This is a genomic window from Leifsonia aquatica (genome assembly GCF_014190775.1).
Taxonomy (GTDB): Bacteria; Actinomycetota; Actinomycetes; order Actinomycetales; family Microbacteriaceae; genus Leifsonia; species Leifsonia aquatica.
The window spans coordinates 592,763-607,805 of record NZ_JACHVP010000002.1 but is presented as its reverse complement, the minus strand read 5'-3'; the positions used below and the strand labels follow the sequence as shown (position 1 = coordinate 607,805).

Below are 15,043 nucleotides of genomic sequence, written 5' to 3'. Positions count from 1 at the left end.
GCGAAGTATGGTCGCAGCATGAGCTTCGTTTCGGCCTCCACGACCCGCACCCCCTTCGATCTGACCGGCTCGCGCGCCCTCGTCACGGCTGCGAGCCGCGGCCTCGGCCGGGAGATCGCGCTCGAGCTCGCGGGGCAGGGGGCGGATGTCGTGATCGGCGTGCGCGACCCGGACGGGTCCGCGGGGCTCGTCGACGAGCTCACCGCCTTCGGGGTGCGCGCGGCGGCGATCCGCCTGGACGTCCTCGACCTTGCCGCGAGCCGCGCCGCCATCGATGCGGCCACCGCGGAGTTCGGACCGTTCGACATCCTGGTCAACAACGCCGGCGGTGGTGTCGACGCCCCCGCCCTCGAGATCACCGAGGAGGACTTCGACCGCGTCTGGCAGCTCAACACCCGGTCGACCTTCTTCCTCTCCCAGCACGTCGCGAAGAGCATGCTGGCGAACGGTGGGGGAGCGATTGTGAACGTCGCCTCGCAGGCCGGGCTCGTCGCTCTTCCCGGCGAGGCGTCCTACTGCGCCGCCAAAGCCGCGGTCGTCCACCTCACCCGTTGCCTGGCGGTCGAGTGGGGCGAGTACGGCATCCGCGTCAACGCCGTCGCGCCGACCTTCATCGAGACGGACGGGACCGCTGCGGCTCTCTCGGACGACGCCTTCCGCGCCGACACGATCGACCGGATCGCCGCCCTGCACCGCATCGGGGTGCCCGCCGAGGTGTCGGGTGCGGTGGCGTTCCTGGCGTCGCCCGCGGCCTCCCTCGTCACCGGCCAGACCCTCGCGATCGACGGAGGCTGGACGGCGCGCTGACCGCGCAGCGGCCGCGGGCGTCGCGAGTCCTGCCTTCGCTCCGTCGCTCAGGGACGGTACTCGGGCGGAGGCGGCTCGTAGCCCTTCCTGGCCTGCGGATCGCCGGCGCCGCGGGCATCGCCGAGCGAGCTGCCCACGATCATGAGCGCTCCGACGATGCGGCTGATCACGGCTCCGACCACCCGTCCGATGCGGACGAGGACCGAACGCCGTCGCGCCTGTTCCATGGGATCCTCCGATCTGAGGGTGCCCTCAGGCTAGTGCCGGAGCCGGGCGGCTGTCGCGTCCCGACCGACGGCTCCCGATGCGCCCCTCGTCGGATCGTGGTACATCTACGGGAAGACCACAGATCGGATACGCCGTGCCCAGAGAGACCCGCCGGTTCGCCGAGCGCGATGCCGAGCCCGAGCAGAGCCCCTTCATCGTCGACCTCGAGCGGGTGCAGTTCTCGCCGTACTTCTCGCGGCTGTCGGCCGTCACGCAGGTGGTGTCGCCGTCGACGGCCGGGGCACCGGTGCACAACAGGCTCACCCACACGCTGAAGGTCGCGTCGGTCGCTCGCTCCATCGCCGACGGCATCGGGACGAGCGCCGCCGGACCCTGCGACCCGACCGTCGTGGAGGCCGCCGCGAACGCGCACGACCTCGGGCATCCACCGTTCGGGCACCTCGGCGAGTCCGTGCTGAACCGCATCGCGCGCGACGAGCTCGGGCTGACGGACGGCTTCGAGGGCAACGCGCAGACCTACCGGATCATCGCGTCGCTCGACGTGGTGGAGCACGCCCCGAGCGGGCTCGACCTCACCGCCGCCACGCGCGCCGCCATCGCGAAGTACCCGTGGTCGCCGCGGGTGGACGCGCGCGAGCTGCACCACGCGGACGGGGTGCCGCGCGGCATCCATCGGGCCGGCGCCGACTACGACGTGTTCAAGTACTCCACCTACTTCGTCGACGAGGCCGACCTCGACGAGGCGCGGCGGGAGGTGGAGGCGCGGCCGCTGCGGCAGACGGTCGAGGGCGCGATCATGGACATCGCCGACGACATCGCCTACTCGGTGCACGACATCGACGACTTCTACCGGGCCGGGATCCTCGACCACGCGTCGGTCACCGCCGAGTTCCACGGCTGGCTCGACGCCGTGCCGACCTGGGCGATCGCGGACGCCCGCGACCTCGCCGCGAGCAACGCGCCGGGCGCCGCCCTCGAGCGCCTGCGCCGCAAGATCGACCGAGACGATCCCTGGATCGCGACGGACGACGCCTTCTACGACGCGGTCTGGGCGGTCAACGCCGAGCTGGTCGACGCGCTCCTCATCCGCCCCTTCGACGGCTCGCTCGGGCTCGAGCGCGAGCTGGCCGCCTTCACGGGCCGCTGGATCCGCGGGTTCGTCGACTCGGTGGGCATCACGCAGGTGGAGTCGCTGCGCACCGGTCCGATCAGCCTCGGCACAGCCGCCTGGCACCGGGTCGAGATCCTCAAGTTCCTGCACCGGCAGTTCGTGCTCAGCCGGCCCGATCTCGCCATCCAGCAGCGCGGGCTCAGCACCGTCATCTCCCGCACGGTCCGCTCGCTGATCGAATGGATGGAGGACGAGCACGACCGGCAGCGGGTGCCACGGCGCCTGCGCGAGCTGATCGAACTCGCCCGTGAGGACTACTCCGCGATGGACCAGGCGCGCTACCGTGCGATCGCCGCCTGGCGGCCCGTCGACGACCTCGCCCGCGGCCGCGGCGTGATCGACTACGTGGCGTCGCTCTCCGACGCGCAGGCGGCCGACCTCTCCGACGCGCTGTCGGGCCGTGGTGACCGCATCTGGTCGCTCGGGCACCGCGTCTAGCGGTTCCCCCGCTGCACGCGCGCCGGGCGACGGCGCTGCCCGGTGGGCGGGTGCGAGAGCGAGATGACGCCCGCCCCCTGAGCACCGCGGCTGAAGACGACCCAGCGCTCGCCGTCCGTCGCCTCGAACACCCACTGACGCTCCGAGCGGGGGTCGCGGGTCCAGACCCGTGCGAGGTCGGCGGTGGCGCCGCCCGTCGCCGACGTCCACGCGGCGAGCAGCTCCGGCGGCACGCCGGCGGCGATGTCGGCCGCGCCGGTCAGGACGCGGGTCTCGCCGCGCGGTCCACCCGGTTGGCGGGTGCGTCCGGGCGTGGCGGGCGCCGGAGTCGTCGGCGCGGGAAGGCGCGGTGCGGGAGTCGTCGGCGCGGGAGTCGTCGGCGGCGCCTCCTCCGACGGCTGCGTGCCGTCGCCTCCCTCACCCGCATCGTCGGGCGACGCCAGCGCCGTGGAGAGCTGCTCGTGCAGGTCGGCGATCTGTTCCAGCACGGTGTCCGTGTCGCGCGCGGTGAGCAGGTAGATCATGACGCCGAAGAAGAGCGCCCAGAGGGTCGCCACCAGCCCGACGACCGACGTCGGGCTCCCGTCGCCGCCGAGCAGCACGACGACGACCGTCACGACCACACCCGCGACGAACGTGACGACGGTGACCCGCCCGGGGAACTTCGCGAGGTGGTCCAGCACCCAGTGGTACAGCCGCGAGTAGCGGGAGGACGGGCCGTCGGTGACGACGACCTCGCCGTCGGAGGAGGCGCTCATGGTCAGGACGCTACTCCCGAGGCCGGCGCGACGAGCACGCGCGACACGCCCGGGATGCAGCGCGAGGGAACCCCTGCCGCCATCCGGACATTCCCCTATGAGAGCGAAACGTTCAGGGGGACGCCGATCTCACCCGCGACGCCCGCGACAGGGGGTCGGGCCGCACGCGGCCCGGGCATCGCCGAGTGGCTGCGGGCCGATCCGGGGGGATCGGCCCGCAGCACCGTCGTCAGATCCAGTTCTTGCGCTTGAAGACCGCGTAGAGGCCGAAGCCCATGGCCAGCATCAGCAGGATGGCGAACGGGTAGCCGAGCGCCCAGTGCAGTTCGGGCATGATGCGGAAGTTCATGCCGTAGACCGAGGCGACCAGGGTCGGTGTGAAGAGGATGGCCGCCCAGCCGGAGACCTTCTTGACCTCGTCGTTCTGCGACTGCCCGACGAGGGTCGTGTGCACGGTGAGGGCGTTCTGGAGGATCTGCCGGAAGCCGTCGGCCCGCTCGATGACGCGGATGGCGTGGTCCTGCACATCCCGGATCCCGTCGAGGAGCACGTCGTCCGCCCCTCCCGCGGCGAGGGTCTCCCGCAACGACTGCAGCACATCCCGGAGCGGGTTGACCGCTCGCTGGAACATCATCACCTCGGTGGACAGCTCGTAGATGCGCCGCGAGACGCCGCGGTCGCCGTTGAAGAGCTGGTCCTCGATCTCGTCGATGTCGTTCTCCAGGCCGGCGATGACCGGCGCGTACTCGTCGACGACCTGGTCGAGGATGCCGTAGAGCGCGGCCATGGGCCCGTGGTCCAGGAGCTCGGGTTCGGCCTCCAGCCGGTGGCGGACCGCGCCGAGGTCGGGCGAGTCGAAGTGCCGGACCGTGATGAGGAAGTCGGAGCCGAGGAAGACGTGGACCTCGCCGAACTCGACCTTCTCGGTCTCGTCGACGTAGTTCGCCGGGCGCAGCACGACGAAGGAGGTGCTGCTGTACTTCTCGATCTTGGCCCGCTGGTGGCCGGCGAGCGCGTCCTCCACGGCGAGCGATGGGAGGCCGAACTCGGTGGCGACGGCGCCGAGCTCCTGCTCCGTCGGCCGGTAGAGGCCGATCCAGGCGAATCCTCCGCGGTCGCGGACGGTCTCGCAGGTGTCCTCCAGCGACACCGTCGGGGTGCGTTCGCCGTTCACGTACACGGCATTGTCGACGATCATGTGCCTCCTCCCCTGCACCTTACGCCGGGAATCGAGGGCCCAGCTGCGGATGACGTGCACGCTGCGGACGCGGTATGAGAGTGTGCTCGGGTGGCATCTTCGCAGTCGTTGAGCGAGCAGGATCGGCGCATCGTCGCCGCCTGGGCGGCGGACTGCGCCGAGCGGGCACTCGGGCTGTTCGAGGCGGAGGCCCCGGACGACGACCGGCCGCGCGACGCGATCGCGCGCACCCGCGCCTTCGCCCGCGGCGAACTCGACGCCGCCGGGGAGATCCGGCGTCGATTCGTCGCCGGCCATGCGGCGCACGCCGTGACCGGACGGGCCGCCATCGCCGCCGCCCGCTCCGCCGCGCAGGCCGCCGGCGTCGCCCACATGGGCGCGCACGCGCTCGGCGCCGCCGCCTACGCGGCCGACGCCGCGGGTCTCGCGGCCCCCGACCGACCCGACGCGATGGACGACGAGATCCGCTGGCAACTCGACCGCCTGACCCCGGAGGCGCGGGTGGCCCTCGCACAGCTGCCGCCGCTCGGGGAGGACACGGCGGGCCCCCTCGGCCCAGGCCTCCTCGCGCGGGGCGTGCTCGGCCCCGCCATTCGGCGGCTGCAGGCGGGGATCGACAGCCCGGCCTCTGGGGACGACCGTCAGCACTTGGTATGAGTTAAGTGAGTTATGGCGTTTATGGCGGTAGTGTCGGTTATTCTGGTGTCTCACGTCGGACCGGTTGGAGGTTGAGATGACGCTCTTGAGCCCGCACGCGACAGAGGCGGTCGTGGATGCGTCGGAGTTGAGCGCGCTGAAGTCAGCCGCGGCCCGAGTGAACGACTCCGTCATTCCTCCCCGGATCCTGGTCGGCGAGGAGGTCATCACCCTTCCCAGCGAAGTCGTCGACGCCGTTCAGGACCTACTGACACGATTCGCGAACGGCGACAGTGTCGTCATCGGCTCCGCGCGCACTCTGCTGACGACCTCGCAGGTCGCAGACCTTCTCGGGGTATCGCGGTCGTTCGTGGTCCATCTGATCGACGACGGACAGCTCGACTACGAATTCCGCGGGACGCACCGCCGGGTGTCGTTGACCGAGACCGTCCGCTACCTCGAGGAGTCCAAGCGGGAGCGTCGAGCCAAGCTCGACGCGATCGCCGAGGTGACGGCCGAGACCGGCGGCTACGACGGAGACCCGTTCTGACGTGCCGTTTCGAGTGTTCGTCGACGCCAACGTCCTCGTCCCGGGGCGTTGGCGCGACATCGTCTTGACCCTCGCCGAGGCCGACCTGTTCGAAATCCTCTGGAGCCCTCTCGTGCTGGAGGAAGTCGATCGACACCTTCCCGCCGGTATGGACGCCGAAGCCCGCGCCGTCCTGTTCGGGGCTATGAATGGGGCATTCCCTGAGGCTCTGGTGGAATGGCCCGGCGCGGTCGATATCGAGGTCCGCCTGGACGTGAATGAGTAGGACCGTCATGTGGTGGCCGCGGCGCTCTGGGGCCATGCCGATGTCCTCCTGACCGAGGATGAGGACCTTCACAACGAGGTCAACCGAAGGCACCTCCTCGACGCACAACACATCGACATGGCCCGTCGGCGCTGGTTGAGGGACCCCAACGCCACGGACAGCGAGGTGCTGGAACGCCTTCGCGACTACTTCGGCCGCCACGGGTGGCCGACCGGTGTCCTCGGCCCCTGATCCAGTTCGCCCAGAGCGGTCGCTCGGGCCAGTCGAGGACCTCAGACCGTGACGCGCGCCGTCTCCCGCTGTTCGGCGAAGACGCGCGACGCGGCGAGGTTCCACAGCCCCGCGAACAGCAGGACGCCGGCGACCCCGTTGAGCACCGCGCCGACGACGTCGGTCGCGAAGTGGACGCCGAGGTACAGCCGCGACCAGCCGACCACCAGCACGAAGACGACGCCGAGCACGACGACCACCGCGCGGGAGGCGGGGCCCCGGCAGACCATGACCAGCGCAGTCACCAAAGCGGTCGCGAACACGACGTGCCCGCTCGGGTAGCTCAGCGTCGCGGGACTCACATGGAGGGTGTGCACGAGGCCGCCGGTCGTGGGGCGCGGCTGCGCGACGACCGTCTTGACGACGAGCGTGGTGAGCCAGCCGAGACCGGTGACGGCGCAGGCGCCGAGAGCGAGCCTCCACCCGCGCACGAACAGCAGGACGACGAAGACGACCACCAGGATCCCCGCGACGACGACCGGCCGGTCGAGCTCGTCGAGCACCAGCACGATCCCATCGGCGAACGGCGAATGCGCCCGGTTGATCGTGTCGTCGAGCCCGGCGAACCGCAGCACCGGAGCGGCCTTGGCTGCGAAACCGAGCACGAACGTCACGGCGAAGAGCACGACGGTCCAGACGATCCAGTGGCGCGGGATGCGCAGGAGGGCGGAGTTCACGCAGGGTGTCCCTTCGGTTCGGTCGACCAGGACAGTCAAGCGGAGCGCCCCTGAGGAACTTCTAAGGACGCCGCACCCGACCCTGAGGATCCGCGAGGACGCGCCGACAGCGCCGCCACGCAGACGACGATCGCCGCGAGCAGCACGAGGCTGACCGGTCCCGTGCCGAGACCCAGGCCGCCGAGCGCGTGGGAGCGCGAGAACCAGTCGGCGAGGGAGGCGCCGAACGGACGGGTGAGCACGTACGAGGTCCAGAAGGCGGCCGTGGCCCCCATCCCCCACCACCGGTAGGCGGCACCCGGGATCCCGAACAGTGCGCCGAACAGGATGCCGGCGGCGAGATAGCCGAGGCCGAACGTGATGGCCGTGAGATCGCCGATCGCCGTGCCGAGCGCGAAGGTCGCGAGCACCGCGCACCAGTAGAAGAGTTCGCGCGGGCGGGTGTCGATGCGGTGCACCGAGAGCGTGCGCTGCGTGCCCCACCACAGCGAGAACACCGCCGCGAGCACGACCGCGAACCCGACGGTCGACACGAGGTAGGGCACGCCGAACTGCACGTGCAGCACGTCCGCGACCATCGTGCCGAACACCGCGACCATGAGCACGGCCAGCCAGTAGACCCACGGGATGTACCGGCGCACCGCGAACTGCAGGGCGAGCGCTCCGGCGAAGACGACGAAGGTCACGCCGACCGCGAGATACGGATCGAAGGTCTTCACCAGGAAGTCGGAGGCCGTCTCGCCCATCGCTGTGGTGAGCAGCTTTGTCGCCCAGAAGAGGGCGGTCACCTCGGGCACCGTGTTGCGCAGCATGGGGACAGCATCGGCGGACGGCTCCCAGAAATCTCTGAGACGGTGGCGCTTCTTAGTGCCGTCTGGGAGCCCGTCCGGCAAGCTGGGGCCGGCGAGTGGAGGTGGCGAGTGGCGACGGACAGACTGCGCGTGCTCCTGATCGAGGACGATCCGCGGCTCGGCCCGCTGATCGAGCAGGTCCTCGCCGAGGTCTACGACGTCACGCGCGTGGAGGACGGCGAGGCCGGTCTGGCCGTCGGGCTGGCCGGGGACTTCGACGCGCTGGTGGTCGACCGGCGCCTGCCGGGGCTCGACGGCGCGGAGGTCGTGACCGCGCTGCGCGAGCGGCGGGTCGTGGCGCCCATCCTGATGCTCACCGCGCTCGGCACCGTGCGCGACCGCGTGGACGGTCTGGATGCCGGAGCGAACGACTACCTGGTCAAGCCGTTCGAGTTCGACGAGCTGCTCGCCCGGCTGCGCGCGCTGACGCGCGTCTTCACGGGCGAGGGCACGGAGCTCGCGATCGGCGAGTGGCGGTTCCACCCCGAGAGCCGGGCCATCTACTCTCCGTACGACGGGCGCATCCTGCTGACCGACCGGGAGAACGCGCTGCTGCGCCTGCTGGCGGAGAATCCGCTGCGCACCTTCTCACGGCGGCAGATCCTCGAGGCGGTCTTCGCGGCGGACGAGCAGGACGGCACCGTCGACACCTACGTGCACTACGTGCGGCGCAAGACGGACCCCGACATCATCTCGACCGTTCGCGGTCAGGGCTACCGGCTGGGGCAGCTGTGAGGCGGCAGGCGCAGGACGCCGACCTGCGCGAGGTGCGCGCCGCCTCCCGCTCGGTCGGACTGCAGCTCGCGATCGCGTCGGGCGCGCTGGTCGTCGCCGCGATCGGGGTGGCGTTCTTCTTCGTGCTCGACCAGCTGCGGCCGTCGGAGGTGGACGAACCGCCGAAACCAGGCGAGCACAAGATCTACATCGACACCGTGGAGGCGATGATCGCGTTCGTCGTCGTGGGGGTGCTGGCCGTCGCGATCGCCGGCGTGCTCAGCATGATCGTGACCCGTCGCGCGGTGCGCCCGCTGGGTCGCGCGCTGCAGGTGCAACGGGACTTCGTCGCCGACGCCAGCCACGAGCTGCGGACCCCGCTCGCCGTGCTCGACGCCCGCCTCCAGGTGCTGCAGCGCGGCCTGCCCGACGGCGACCCCTCAACCGCGACCGTCGCCGAGCTGCGTGCCGACACCCGCACCCTGATCGACGTGGTGAACGACCTGCTGCTCGCCGCCGACCCCGAGCGGGAGGCCGCGGTCGCGCCGTCACCGATGGCCGGACCGGTCGGCCGCGCCGTCGAGTCCCTCGGCGTGCTCGCGCGGGATGCCGGGGTCGAGCTGCTGCTCGAGGCCGACCCGGAGGTGCGCACGACCGTCCCTCCGGCGAGCCTGCAGCGCTGCGCCACGGCCCTCATCGACAACGCGCTCGCTCACTCCCCGGCCGGCAGCCGCGTGACCATCGGCGTCGCCCGCGACGGCGCGGACGCCGTGCTGACCGTCGCCGACCAGGGCGCCGGGATCACCGGCATCGACCCGTCGCGCATCTTCGACCGCTTCGCCCGGGCGCAGCCGGACGTCCCGCGCCGCGCGGGCGCCGGGTTCGGCATCGGTCTCGCCCTCGTGCGCGAGATCGCGGGCCGTCACGGCGGCAGTGTCGCCGTGACGGCGACCGGGCCGAGCGGGACGGTCCTGGCGATGCGGGTCCCGGCGGCTACGAGTCCGCGCGCGACCGGCGACGCAGTGTGAGCACCCGGACGAGCACCGGCACGACCGAGATCACGACGATGCCGATCAGCACCAGGTCGAGGTACTGCGCGACGAAGTCGGCGACGCCCGGGATGTGCCCGAGCCCGTAGCCGAGGAGGATGACGGCCGTCGCCCAGATGGCAGCACCGACGACGTTGTAGACGGTGAACAGCGGCCAGCGCATTCGTCCGACTCCCGCGGCGACCGGGGCGAACGTGCGCACGACGGGCACGAATCGCGCGACCGTGACGGCTGCGCCGCCGAACCGGTCGAAGAACTGCTGCGTACGGTCCACGCTCGCGCGGCTGAAGAAGCCGGACTCCCTGCGCTCGAAGACCGCCGGACCGGTGCGCCGGCCGATCGCGTAGCCGACCTGGTCGCCCAGCGCCGCCGCGACGATCACCGCGATGATGATCACCCACAACGGCTCGGCGAAGTGGCCCGTGAGAACGAGCACCCCGGTGAAGAAGAGGAGCGTGTCGCCGGGGAGGAAGAACCCGACGAGCAGGCCGGTCTCGACGAACACGATCGCGCACACGCCGAGAAGGGCCCACGGGCCGGCGGCCTGGATGATGCCCTGCGGGTCGATGAGGCCGGTGGCGAGGAGTCCGCTGCTGGTCATGCGACCAGTCAATCCGCGGCGCCCTCAGAAACCTCCAAGGACGTTGCGCCTCAGTCCAGCCCGAGCAATCGCAGCGCGGACGCGGCGTGCCCGGCGGCCTCCCGCCGCGTCGGCGCCTCCCGCAGGCCGAGCAGGCGCTGGCGGTGCGGCTCGCCGAGCAGGAGGGCGAAGAGAGCGGTCGCGCGTTCCGGGTCGGAGTCAGGCAGCCTCCGGTCGAGGGCGGCGATGTAGGACCGCGGGCCGTCGGCGTAGAAGCGCTCGGCCAGCCCGGGGAGGGTGCCCGCCTCGGCGATCATGAGCCGGTGCAGGCCGACCGCTTCGTCGGAGTGGAGGGTGAAGACGATGGCGGCCGCGAGCTCGGCCAGATCGTGCGCGTCGTCCGGTGCGCCGAGCACGCGCTCGCGCAGCCGGTCGACGGCGGCGATGCCGATGTCCGTGCGGTCGCCGAAGTAGCTGTAGATGGTGCGCTTGGTGACGTGCGCCTCGGCCGCGATGGTGTCGAGCGTCACCTGGTGGAACCCGTCGGCGATGAGGAGGCGCACAGCGGCGTCGAGGATGTCGTCGCGGCGCTGGGCGCGCTCCTGCTCGGTGGGGCGGCCCTTCTTGCGCGGGGCTCGCTCGGCCGCCGGTGCGCCTCGGGAGGCCATCGCGCCTCCTTCGTGGTCGTCGCGGGTGCGACTCCCATTCTACAATGAAACGAGTTTCGTATCATTATGGGACGACGAGGAGAACCCGCATGCCCCCATCCACCGCATCCACTCGCAAGCGGCCCGCCACGCGCACCACCCCCGCGCGCCCGGCCGCCGACGCCGCCCAGCTGCTGGCCTTCTACCGCCGGATGCTGCTGATTCGACGCTTCGAGGAGCGCACCGCCCGCGCCTACACCGAGGCCCGGATCGGCGGGTACTGCCACCTCAACCTCGGCGAGGAGGCGACCGTCGTCGGCCTGATGTCGGCCCTCGAGCCGACCGACTACGTCTTCACGAACTACCGCGAGCACGGCTACGCCATCGCCCGCGGCATCGAGCCCCGCCGCGTGATGGCGGAGCTCTACGGCCGCACCGACGGCGTCTCGCGCGGCTGGGGCGGCTCCATGCACATGTTCGACGTCGCGGCCCGCTTCATGGGCGGCTACGGGATCGTCGGCGGCCAGCTCCCCCTCGCCACCGGCGCCGCTCTCGCGATCGACTACCGCGGCGGGGACGAGGTCGTGCTCTGCCTGATGGGCGACGGCACGACGAACATCGGCGCCTTCCACGAGTCGCTCAACCTCGCCGCCCTGTGGGGGCTGCCGATCGTCTACGTGGTCGTCAACAACGGCCTCGGGATGGGCACCACGGTGGACCAGTCGTCGGCCGAGCCCGAGCTCTACAAGCGGGCGGCGGCGTACCGGATGGACTCCGCGCGTGTCGACGGCAACGATCCTGCGGCCGTGTTCGCAGCCGCGCAGGCGGCGATCGCCGGTGCACGCGCGGGACGGCCGTTCCTGCTGGAGGCGACCTCCGGACGGCTGAAGGGCCACTCGGTGGTCGACCCGGCCCGGTACCGCGCGGGCGACGAGGTGGAGGTGCTGCGCGCGGCCGATCCGGTCGCCGCCCTCGCCGCGCGCCTGCTGGCCGACGGCGCTGTGACCGGCGAGCTCCTCGCGGAGCTGGAGGCGGAGGTCGTGGCGCAGGTGACCGACGCCGCGGCGTTCGCCGAGGCGAGCCCGCATCCCGATGTCTCGACCCTCTTCGACTACACGTACGCGACGCCGGTCCCGAACGACTCGCGGCGCCTGCCGGGCGAGGCGCTGTTCCCGCAACCACCGCGTCCCGTCGTGCCGTCGCGGGCGGGGGTGCGCGCATGAGCCGGATCAGCTACCGGCAGGCGCTGCACGACGCCCTGCGCAGCGAGATGCTCCGCGACGAGGACGTCTTCCTGATCGGCGAGGAGATCGGGCTGTTCGAGGGCTCGTACAAGATCACCGCGGGGATGCTCGACGAGTTCGGGCCGAAGCGCGTGCGGGACACCCCGATCGCCGAGGAGGGCTTCACCGGCGCGGCGATCGGTGCGGCCATGCTCGGCCTACGGCCGGTGGTCGAGATCATGACGATCAACTTCTCACTGCTCGCCCTCGACCAGATCGTCAACCACGCGGCGAAGATCTTCGGGATGTTCGGCGGGCAGACGCGCGTGCCGCTCGTCATCCGCACCCCGGGCGGCGGCGGCCAGCAGCTCGGCGCCACCCACTCCCAGAACATCGAGCTCTACTACGCGTTCGTGCCCGGGATGAAGGTGGTCGCCCCCTCCACCCCCGCCGACGCGAAGGCGCTCATGCTCGCGGCGATCCGCGACGACGACCCGGTGCTCGTGCTGGAGAACCTCGCCCTCTACAACACCGTCGGCGAGGTGCCCGACGAGGACGAGCCCGCCGAGATCGGCCGGGCCGCGGTCACCCGCGCGGGCGCGGACATCACGGTCGTCGCGTATTCGCGCATGGCGACGGTCGCCCTGGAGGTCGCCGAGCGGCTGGCCGGGGAGGGCATCGACGTGGAGGTCGTCGACCTGCGCAGCCTCCGCCCGCTCGACCGCGACACCGTGATCGCGTCGGTGCGGAAGACGAACTGCGCGGTCGTGCTCGAAGACGACTGGCTCACCTACGGCATCGGAGCGGAGATCGCAGCGACGATCTCCGACGGCGCCTTCGACTGGCTCGACGCCCCCGTGCGCCGCGTCGCGATGGCGGAGGTGCCGCTGCCCTACGCCAAACCGCTGGAGACGGCCGCCCTGCCCTCGGCGGACGACGCGATCACCGCCATCCGCGAGACCCTCGACGCCGTCGCGCGCCGCCGCTGAGCCGGCCACCGGCCCCCGTACCGAGAAGAGAACACCATGATCGACATCCTCATGCCCCGCTTGTCCGACACCATGACCGAGGGGGCGATCGCCGCGTGGCACAAGAAGCCGGGAGACGCCGTCGCACCCGGCGACGTGCTCGTCGAGATCGAGACGGACAAGGCGCTGATGGAGCAGGAGGCGTACGAGGCGGGCGTGCTGGCCGAGATCCTCGTCGCCGAGGGCGAGAATGTCGCGATCGGCACGCCGATCGCCCGGCTCGACGACGGGAGCGGGGAGGAGGCGCCCGCCGTGGCTGCCGCTTCCACGTCCGCTCCCGCCCCGGCCTCCGCGTCCCCGGATCGGCGGCCCGCGTCGCCGCTCGTCCGCAAGATCGCCCGCGAGCGCGGCCTCGATCTGGCCGCGATCCCCGGCACCGGGCCGGGCGGCCGGATCGTCCGCGCCGACCTGGACACGGTGCCGGTCGCGCCGGCGGTCGAACCCGTCCGGATGCAGGAGCAGCCTCCCGCCGAGCCCTCGGCCGATCGGATTCCCTTCGACGGCATCCGGCGGGCGATCGCCGCGCGGCTCACCGAGAGCGCCACGACAATCCCGACCTTCACGGCCACGGCCTCCGCCGACGTCGGGGCCGTGCTGGCGCTGCGCGCCGAACTCAACACCGCCGTCGGCGACAACCCGCGGATCAGCGTGAACGACCTCCTCGTGCGTGCCGTCGCCCTCGCCCTGCGCGAGCACCCGGGCGTGAACGCGTCCTACTCGGCGGAGGACGGCGGCGCGACCCTGCTGCACCGGCGGGTGAACGTGGGGATCGCCGTCGCCTCCCCGGCCGGGCTGGTCGTACCGGTCGTGCCCGACGCCGACCGCGCCTCCGTCTCCACGATCTCCGGCATCACCCGCGCGCTGGTCGCGAAGGCCGCCGATCGCACGCTCTCCGCCGCCGAGATGGCCGAGGGCACCTTCACCGTCAGCAACCTCGGGATGTACGGCGTCGAGCACTTCACGGCGATCATCAACCCGCCGCAGGGCGCCATCCTCGCGGTGGGCGCTGGGCGCGACGAGCTCGCCCTCGTCGACGGGGAGATCGTGAGCCGCACGCGCATGCGGCTCACGATCACCGCCGACCATCGCATCATCGACGGGGCGCTCGCCGCGCGGTTCCTCGCGACGCTGGTGAGCCTCCTGGAGCACCCGCTGCGGGTCATCGCCTGACGGCGGCGGCCTCCCGAGGCGCGGGAACGGTCAGGCCGCCGTCCGGTGAGCCGGCGCCTGCACCCGCGCCTCGGAGTAGTGGCCGAAGGCCGCGCTGTGCAGCACGAGCCCGCCGCCCGTCGCCGTGCCGAGGAGAGCCTCGGCCGCCGCGCGATCGAACTTCCCGATCGCGCATGCGCCGATCTTCTGGTGCTGCGCCACCAGGAGCATGCTCTGGATGAGGTGGCCGGCCTCGAGCAGGAGGAAGCGGTCGGCGTTCTCCCCGAAGTGCTGCTGCGCGGAGTCGGCGTCGCCGACCGCGAAGACGTGCGCGGCCTCCGTCTCGGCGATGGCCCGGTTGGCGAGCGCCCCGAGCACCCACTCGCGCGGATCGGCCTCGGTCGCGAGCGGAGACAGCGTGTGTGCGCGCGGGTCGTACCGGTAGAAGGCGGCGGGCAGCCCGTCGACGGCGCAGGCTGCCACGACGCAGGCGACCGGGTACGCCCGGCCGGGCGACGGCGTCCCACGACCGAAGAGCTCCGTGATGCCTGCCGACTCGTTGAGCAGGGTGGCGAGCGTCGTGAGCGAGAGGGGCTCGGCCGCGAACTCGTGCTGCGACCGGCGCTCGCGCAGCGCGGTGACGGCGCTGACTCCCGACGCCGGGTAGTAGAGGTCGGGCGAGGGGAGGGGGATGGTTCGCGTCACGGGACCAGTCAATCCGCGGCGGCGGCCACGCGGGCGGGCGAACACCGGAACAAAGCGGCACTCCCGCGCGCACGACGAAGCGCCCGGTTCGAGTCCGGG

Annotated in this window: 19 protein-coding genes; 11 read left to right on the top strand and 8 right to left on the bottom strand. The window is 71.8% G+C overall.

The annotated features are described in order from the left end of the window. The first annotated feature begins 18 nt into the window (after positions 1-18). Positions 19-807: an SDR family NAD(P)-dependent oxidoreductase gene (locus tag FHX33_RS12885; RefSeq protein ID WP_021764340.1), complete on the top strand. Its 789-nt coding sequence runs from the start codon at positions 19-21 to the stop codon at positions 805-807. 47 nt (positions 808-854) lie between these two features. Here FHX33_RS12885 and FHX33_RS12880 read toward each other — a convergent pair whose 3' ends face one another. After that, on the bottom strand, positions 855-1,034 hold the full coding sequence (locus FHX33_RS12880; RefSeq protein WP_021764339.1) for a hypothetical protein: 180 nt from the start codon (positions 1,032-1,034) through the stop codon (positions 855-857). 134 nt (positions 1,035-1,168) lie between these two features. Here FHX33_RS12880 and FHX33_RS12875 point away from each other — a divergent pair, with 134 nt between their 5' ends. Next, entirely contained in the window at positions 1,169-2,644 is a 1,476-nt protein-coding gene (locus FHX33_RS12875) for a dGTP triphosphohydrolase (protein WP_183428597.1), read from the top strand. On the opposite strand, the gene FHX33_RS12870 is transcribed toward FHX33_RS12875, so the two are convergent. Both FHX33_RS12870 and corA read right to left on the bottom strand, forming a co-directional pair. Further along, positions 2,641-3,402, bottom strand: coding sequence for a hypothetical protein (locus tag FHX33_RS12870; RefSeq protein WP_183428596.1), 762 nt, complete (start codon positions 3,400-3,402; stop codon positions 2,641-2,643). The genes FHX33_RS12875 and FHX33_RS12870 overlap by 4 nt on opposite strands. A 229-nt stretch (positions 3,403-3,631) precedes the next feature. Then, positions 3,632-4,600: a magnesium/cobalt transporter CorA gene (gene corA, locus FHX33_RS12865; protein ID WP_021764626.1), complete on the bottom strand. Its 969-nt coding sequence runs from the start codon at positions 4,598-4,600 to the stop codon at positions 3,632-3,634. A gap of 90 nt (positions 4,601-4,690) precedes the next feature. Between corA and FHX33_RS12860 the strand changes: the two genes are divergently transcribed. The 4 genes from FHX33_RS12860 (at position 4,691) to FHX33_RS12845 (ending at position 6,282) form a co-directional block, all read left to right on the top strand. Next, the gene (locus tag FHX33_RS12860; protein ID WP_183428595.1) at positions 4,691-5,257 is read left to right on the top strand and encodes a putative immunity protein; all 567 of its coding nucleotides are present in this window, start codon (positions 4,691-4,693) and stop codon (positions 5,255-5,257) included. A gap of 76 nt (positions 5,258-5,333) precedes the next feature. Further along, positions 5,334-5,786, top strand: a complete 453-nt coding sequence (locus FHX33_RS12855) for a helix-turn-helix domain-containing protein (protein WP_051336885.1) — start codon at positions 5,334-5,336, stop codon at positions 5,784-5,786. A gap of 13 nt (positions 5,787-5,799) precedes the next feature. Then, positions 5,800-6,051: a toxin-antitoxin system, toxin component, PIN domain protein gene (locus tag FHX33_RS12850; RefSeq protein WP_021757001.1), complete on the top strand. Its 252-nt coding sequence runs from the start codon at positions 5,800-5,802 to the stop codon at positions 6,049-6,051. 12 nt (positions 6,052-6,063) lie between these two features. After that, positions 6,064-6,282 (top strand): hypothetical protein, encoded by a 219-nt coding sequence (locus FHX33_RS12845; RefSeq protein WP_155828945.1) that lies wholly within the window; start codon positions 6,064-6,066, stop codon positions 6,280-6,282. A 41-nt stretch (positions 6,283-6,323) separates the two neighbouring features. On the opposite strand, the gene FHX33_RS12840 is transcribed toward FHX33_RS12845, so the two are convergent. Then, positions 6,324-6,998, bottom strand: coding sequence for a phosphatase PAP2 family protein (locus FHX33_RS12840; RefSeq protein WP_021757003.1), 675 nt, complete (start codon positions 6,996-6,998; stop codon positions 6,324-6,326). 35 nt (positions 6,999-7,033) lie between these two features. Next, positions 7,034-7,810 (bottom strand): COG4705 family protein, encoded by a 777-nt coding sequence (locus FHX33_RS12835; protein ID WP_021757004.1) that lies wholly within the window; start codon positions 7,808-7,810, stop codon positions 7,034-7,036. Between the two features lie 108 nt (positions 7,811-7,918). Between FHX33_RS12835 and FHX33_RS12830 the strand changes: the two genes are divergently transcribed. Both FHX33_RS12830 and FHX33_RS12825 read left to right on the top strand, forming a co-directional pair. Then, positions 7,919-8,584 (top strand): response regulator, encoded by a 666-nt coding sequence (locus tag FHX33_RS12830; RefSeq protein ID WP_183428594.1) that lies wholly within the window; start codon positions 7,919-7,921, stop codon positions 8,582-8,584. Beyond that, entirely contained in the window at positions 8,581-9,591 is a 1,011-nt protein-coding gene (locus FHX33_RS12825; protein ID WP_183428593.1) for an ATP-binding protein, read from the top strand. Before FHX33_RS12830 ends, FHX33_RS12825 begins: the two co-directional genes overlap by 4 nt. On the opposite strand, the gene FHX33_RS12820 is transcribed toward FHX33_RS12825, so the two are convergent. Next, entirely contained in the window at positions 9,557-10,213 is a 657-nt protein-coding gene (locus FHX33_RS12820; RefSeq protein ID WP_021761564.1) for a DedA family protein, read from the bottom strand. The two genes, FHX33_RS12825 and FHX33_RS12820, sit on opposite strands and share 35 nt — an antisense overlap. A 50-nt stretch (positions 10,214-10,263) precedes the next feature. Continuing rightward, positions 10,264-10,860, bottom strand: coding sequence for a TetR/AcrR family transcriptional regulator (locus tag FHX33_RS12815; protein ID WP_021761562.1), 597 nt, complete (start codon positions 10,858-10,860; stop codon positions 10,264-10,266). 89 nt (positions 10,861-10,949) lie between these two features. Between FHX33_RS12815 and pdhA the strand changes: the two genes are divergently transcribed. From pdhA to FHX33_RS12800, 3 genes are read left to right on the top strand one after another with little or no spacing between them, the layout of a single operon-like run. Further along, entirely contained in the window at positions 10,950-12,062 is a 1,113-nt protein-coding gene (gene pdhA / locus FHX33_RS12810) for a pyruvate dehydrogenase (acetyl-transferring) E1 component subunit alpha (protein ID WP_183428592.1), read from the top strand. After that, positions 12,059-13,051, top strand: a complete 993-nt coding sequence (locus FHX33_RS12805) for an alpha-ketoacid dehydrogenase subunit beta (RefSeq protein ID WP_021762369.1) — start codon at positions 12,059-12,061, stop codon at positions 13,049-13,051. The genes pdhA and FHX33_RS12805 overlap by 4 nt, the downstream gene beginning before the upstream one ends. Positions 13,052-13,087: 36 nt before the next feature. Next, the gene (locus tag FHX33_RS12800) at positions 13,088-14,260 is read left to right on the top strand and encodes a dihydrolipoamide acetyltransferase family protein (RefSeq protein ID WP_183428591.1); all 1,173 of its coding nucleotides are present in this window, start codon (positions 13,088-13,090) and stop codon (positions 14,258-14,260) included. A gap of 30 nt (positions 14,261-14,290) precedes the next feature. Here FHX33_RS12800 and FHX33_RS12795 read toward each other — a convergent pair whose 3' ends face one another. Then, complete coding sequence (locus tag FHX33_RS12795; RefSeq protein WP_021763297.1) at positions 14,291-14,944, bottom strand: SagB/ThcOx family dehydrogenase; 654 nt, start codon at positions 14,942-14,944, stop codon at positions 14,291-14,293. Between the last annotated feature and the right edge of the window lie 99 nt (positions 14,945-15,043).

Coding starts and splice junctions, on each gene's coding strand:
- FHX33_RS12885 (WP_021764340.1), top strand. CDS start 19: ATGAGCTTCGTTTCGGCCTCCACGACCCGCACCCCCTTCGATCTGACC.
- FHX33_RS12880 (WP_021764339.1), bottom strand. CDS start 1,034: ATGGAACAGGCGCGACGGCGTTCGGTCCTCGTCCGCATCGGACGGGTG.
- FHX33_RS12870 (WP_183428596.1), bottom strand. CDS start 3,402: ATGAGCGCCTCCTCCGACGGCGAGGTCGTCGTCACCGACGGCCCGTCC.
- corA (WP_021764626.1), bottom strand. CDS start 4,600: ATGATCGTCGACAATGCCGTGTACGTGAACGGCGAACGCACCCCGACG.
- FHX33_RS12855 (WP_051336885.1), top strand. CDS start 5,334: ATGACGCTCTTGAGCCCGCACGCGACAGAGGCGGTCGTGGATGCGTCG.
- FHX33_RS12835 (WP_021757004.1), bottom strand. CDS start 7,810: ATGCTGCGCAACACGGTGCCCGAGGTGACCGCCCTCTTCTGGGCGACA.
- FHX33_RS12820 (WP_021761564.1), bottom strand. CDS start 10,213: ATGACCAGCAGCGGACTCCTCGCCACCGGCCTCATCGACCCGCAGGGC.
- FHX33_RS12815 (WP_021761562.1), bottom strand. CDS start 10,860: ATGGCCTCCCGAGGCGCACCGGCGGCCGAGCGAGCCCCGCGCAAGAAG.
- pdhA (WP_183428592.1), top strand. CDS start 10,950: ATGCCCCCATCCACCGCATCCACTCGCAAGCGGCCCGCCACGCGCACC.
- FHX33_RS12805 (WP_021762369.1), top strand. CDS start 12,059: ATGAGCCGGATCAGCTACCGGCAGGCGCTGCACGACGCCCTGCGCAGC.
- FHX33_RS12800 (WP_183428591.1), top strand. CDS start 13,088: ATGATCGACATCCTCATGCCCCGCTTGTCCGACACCATGACCGAGGGG.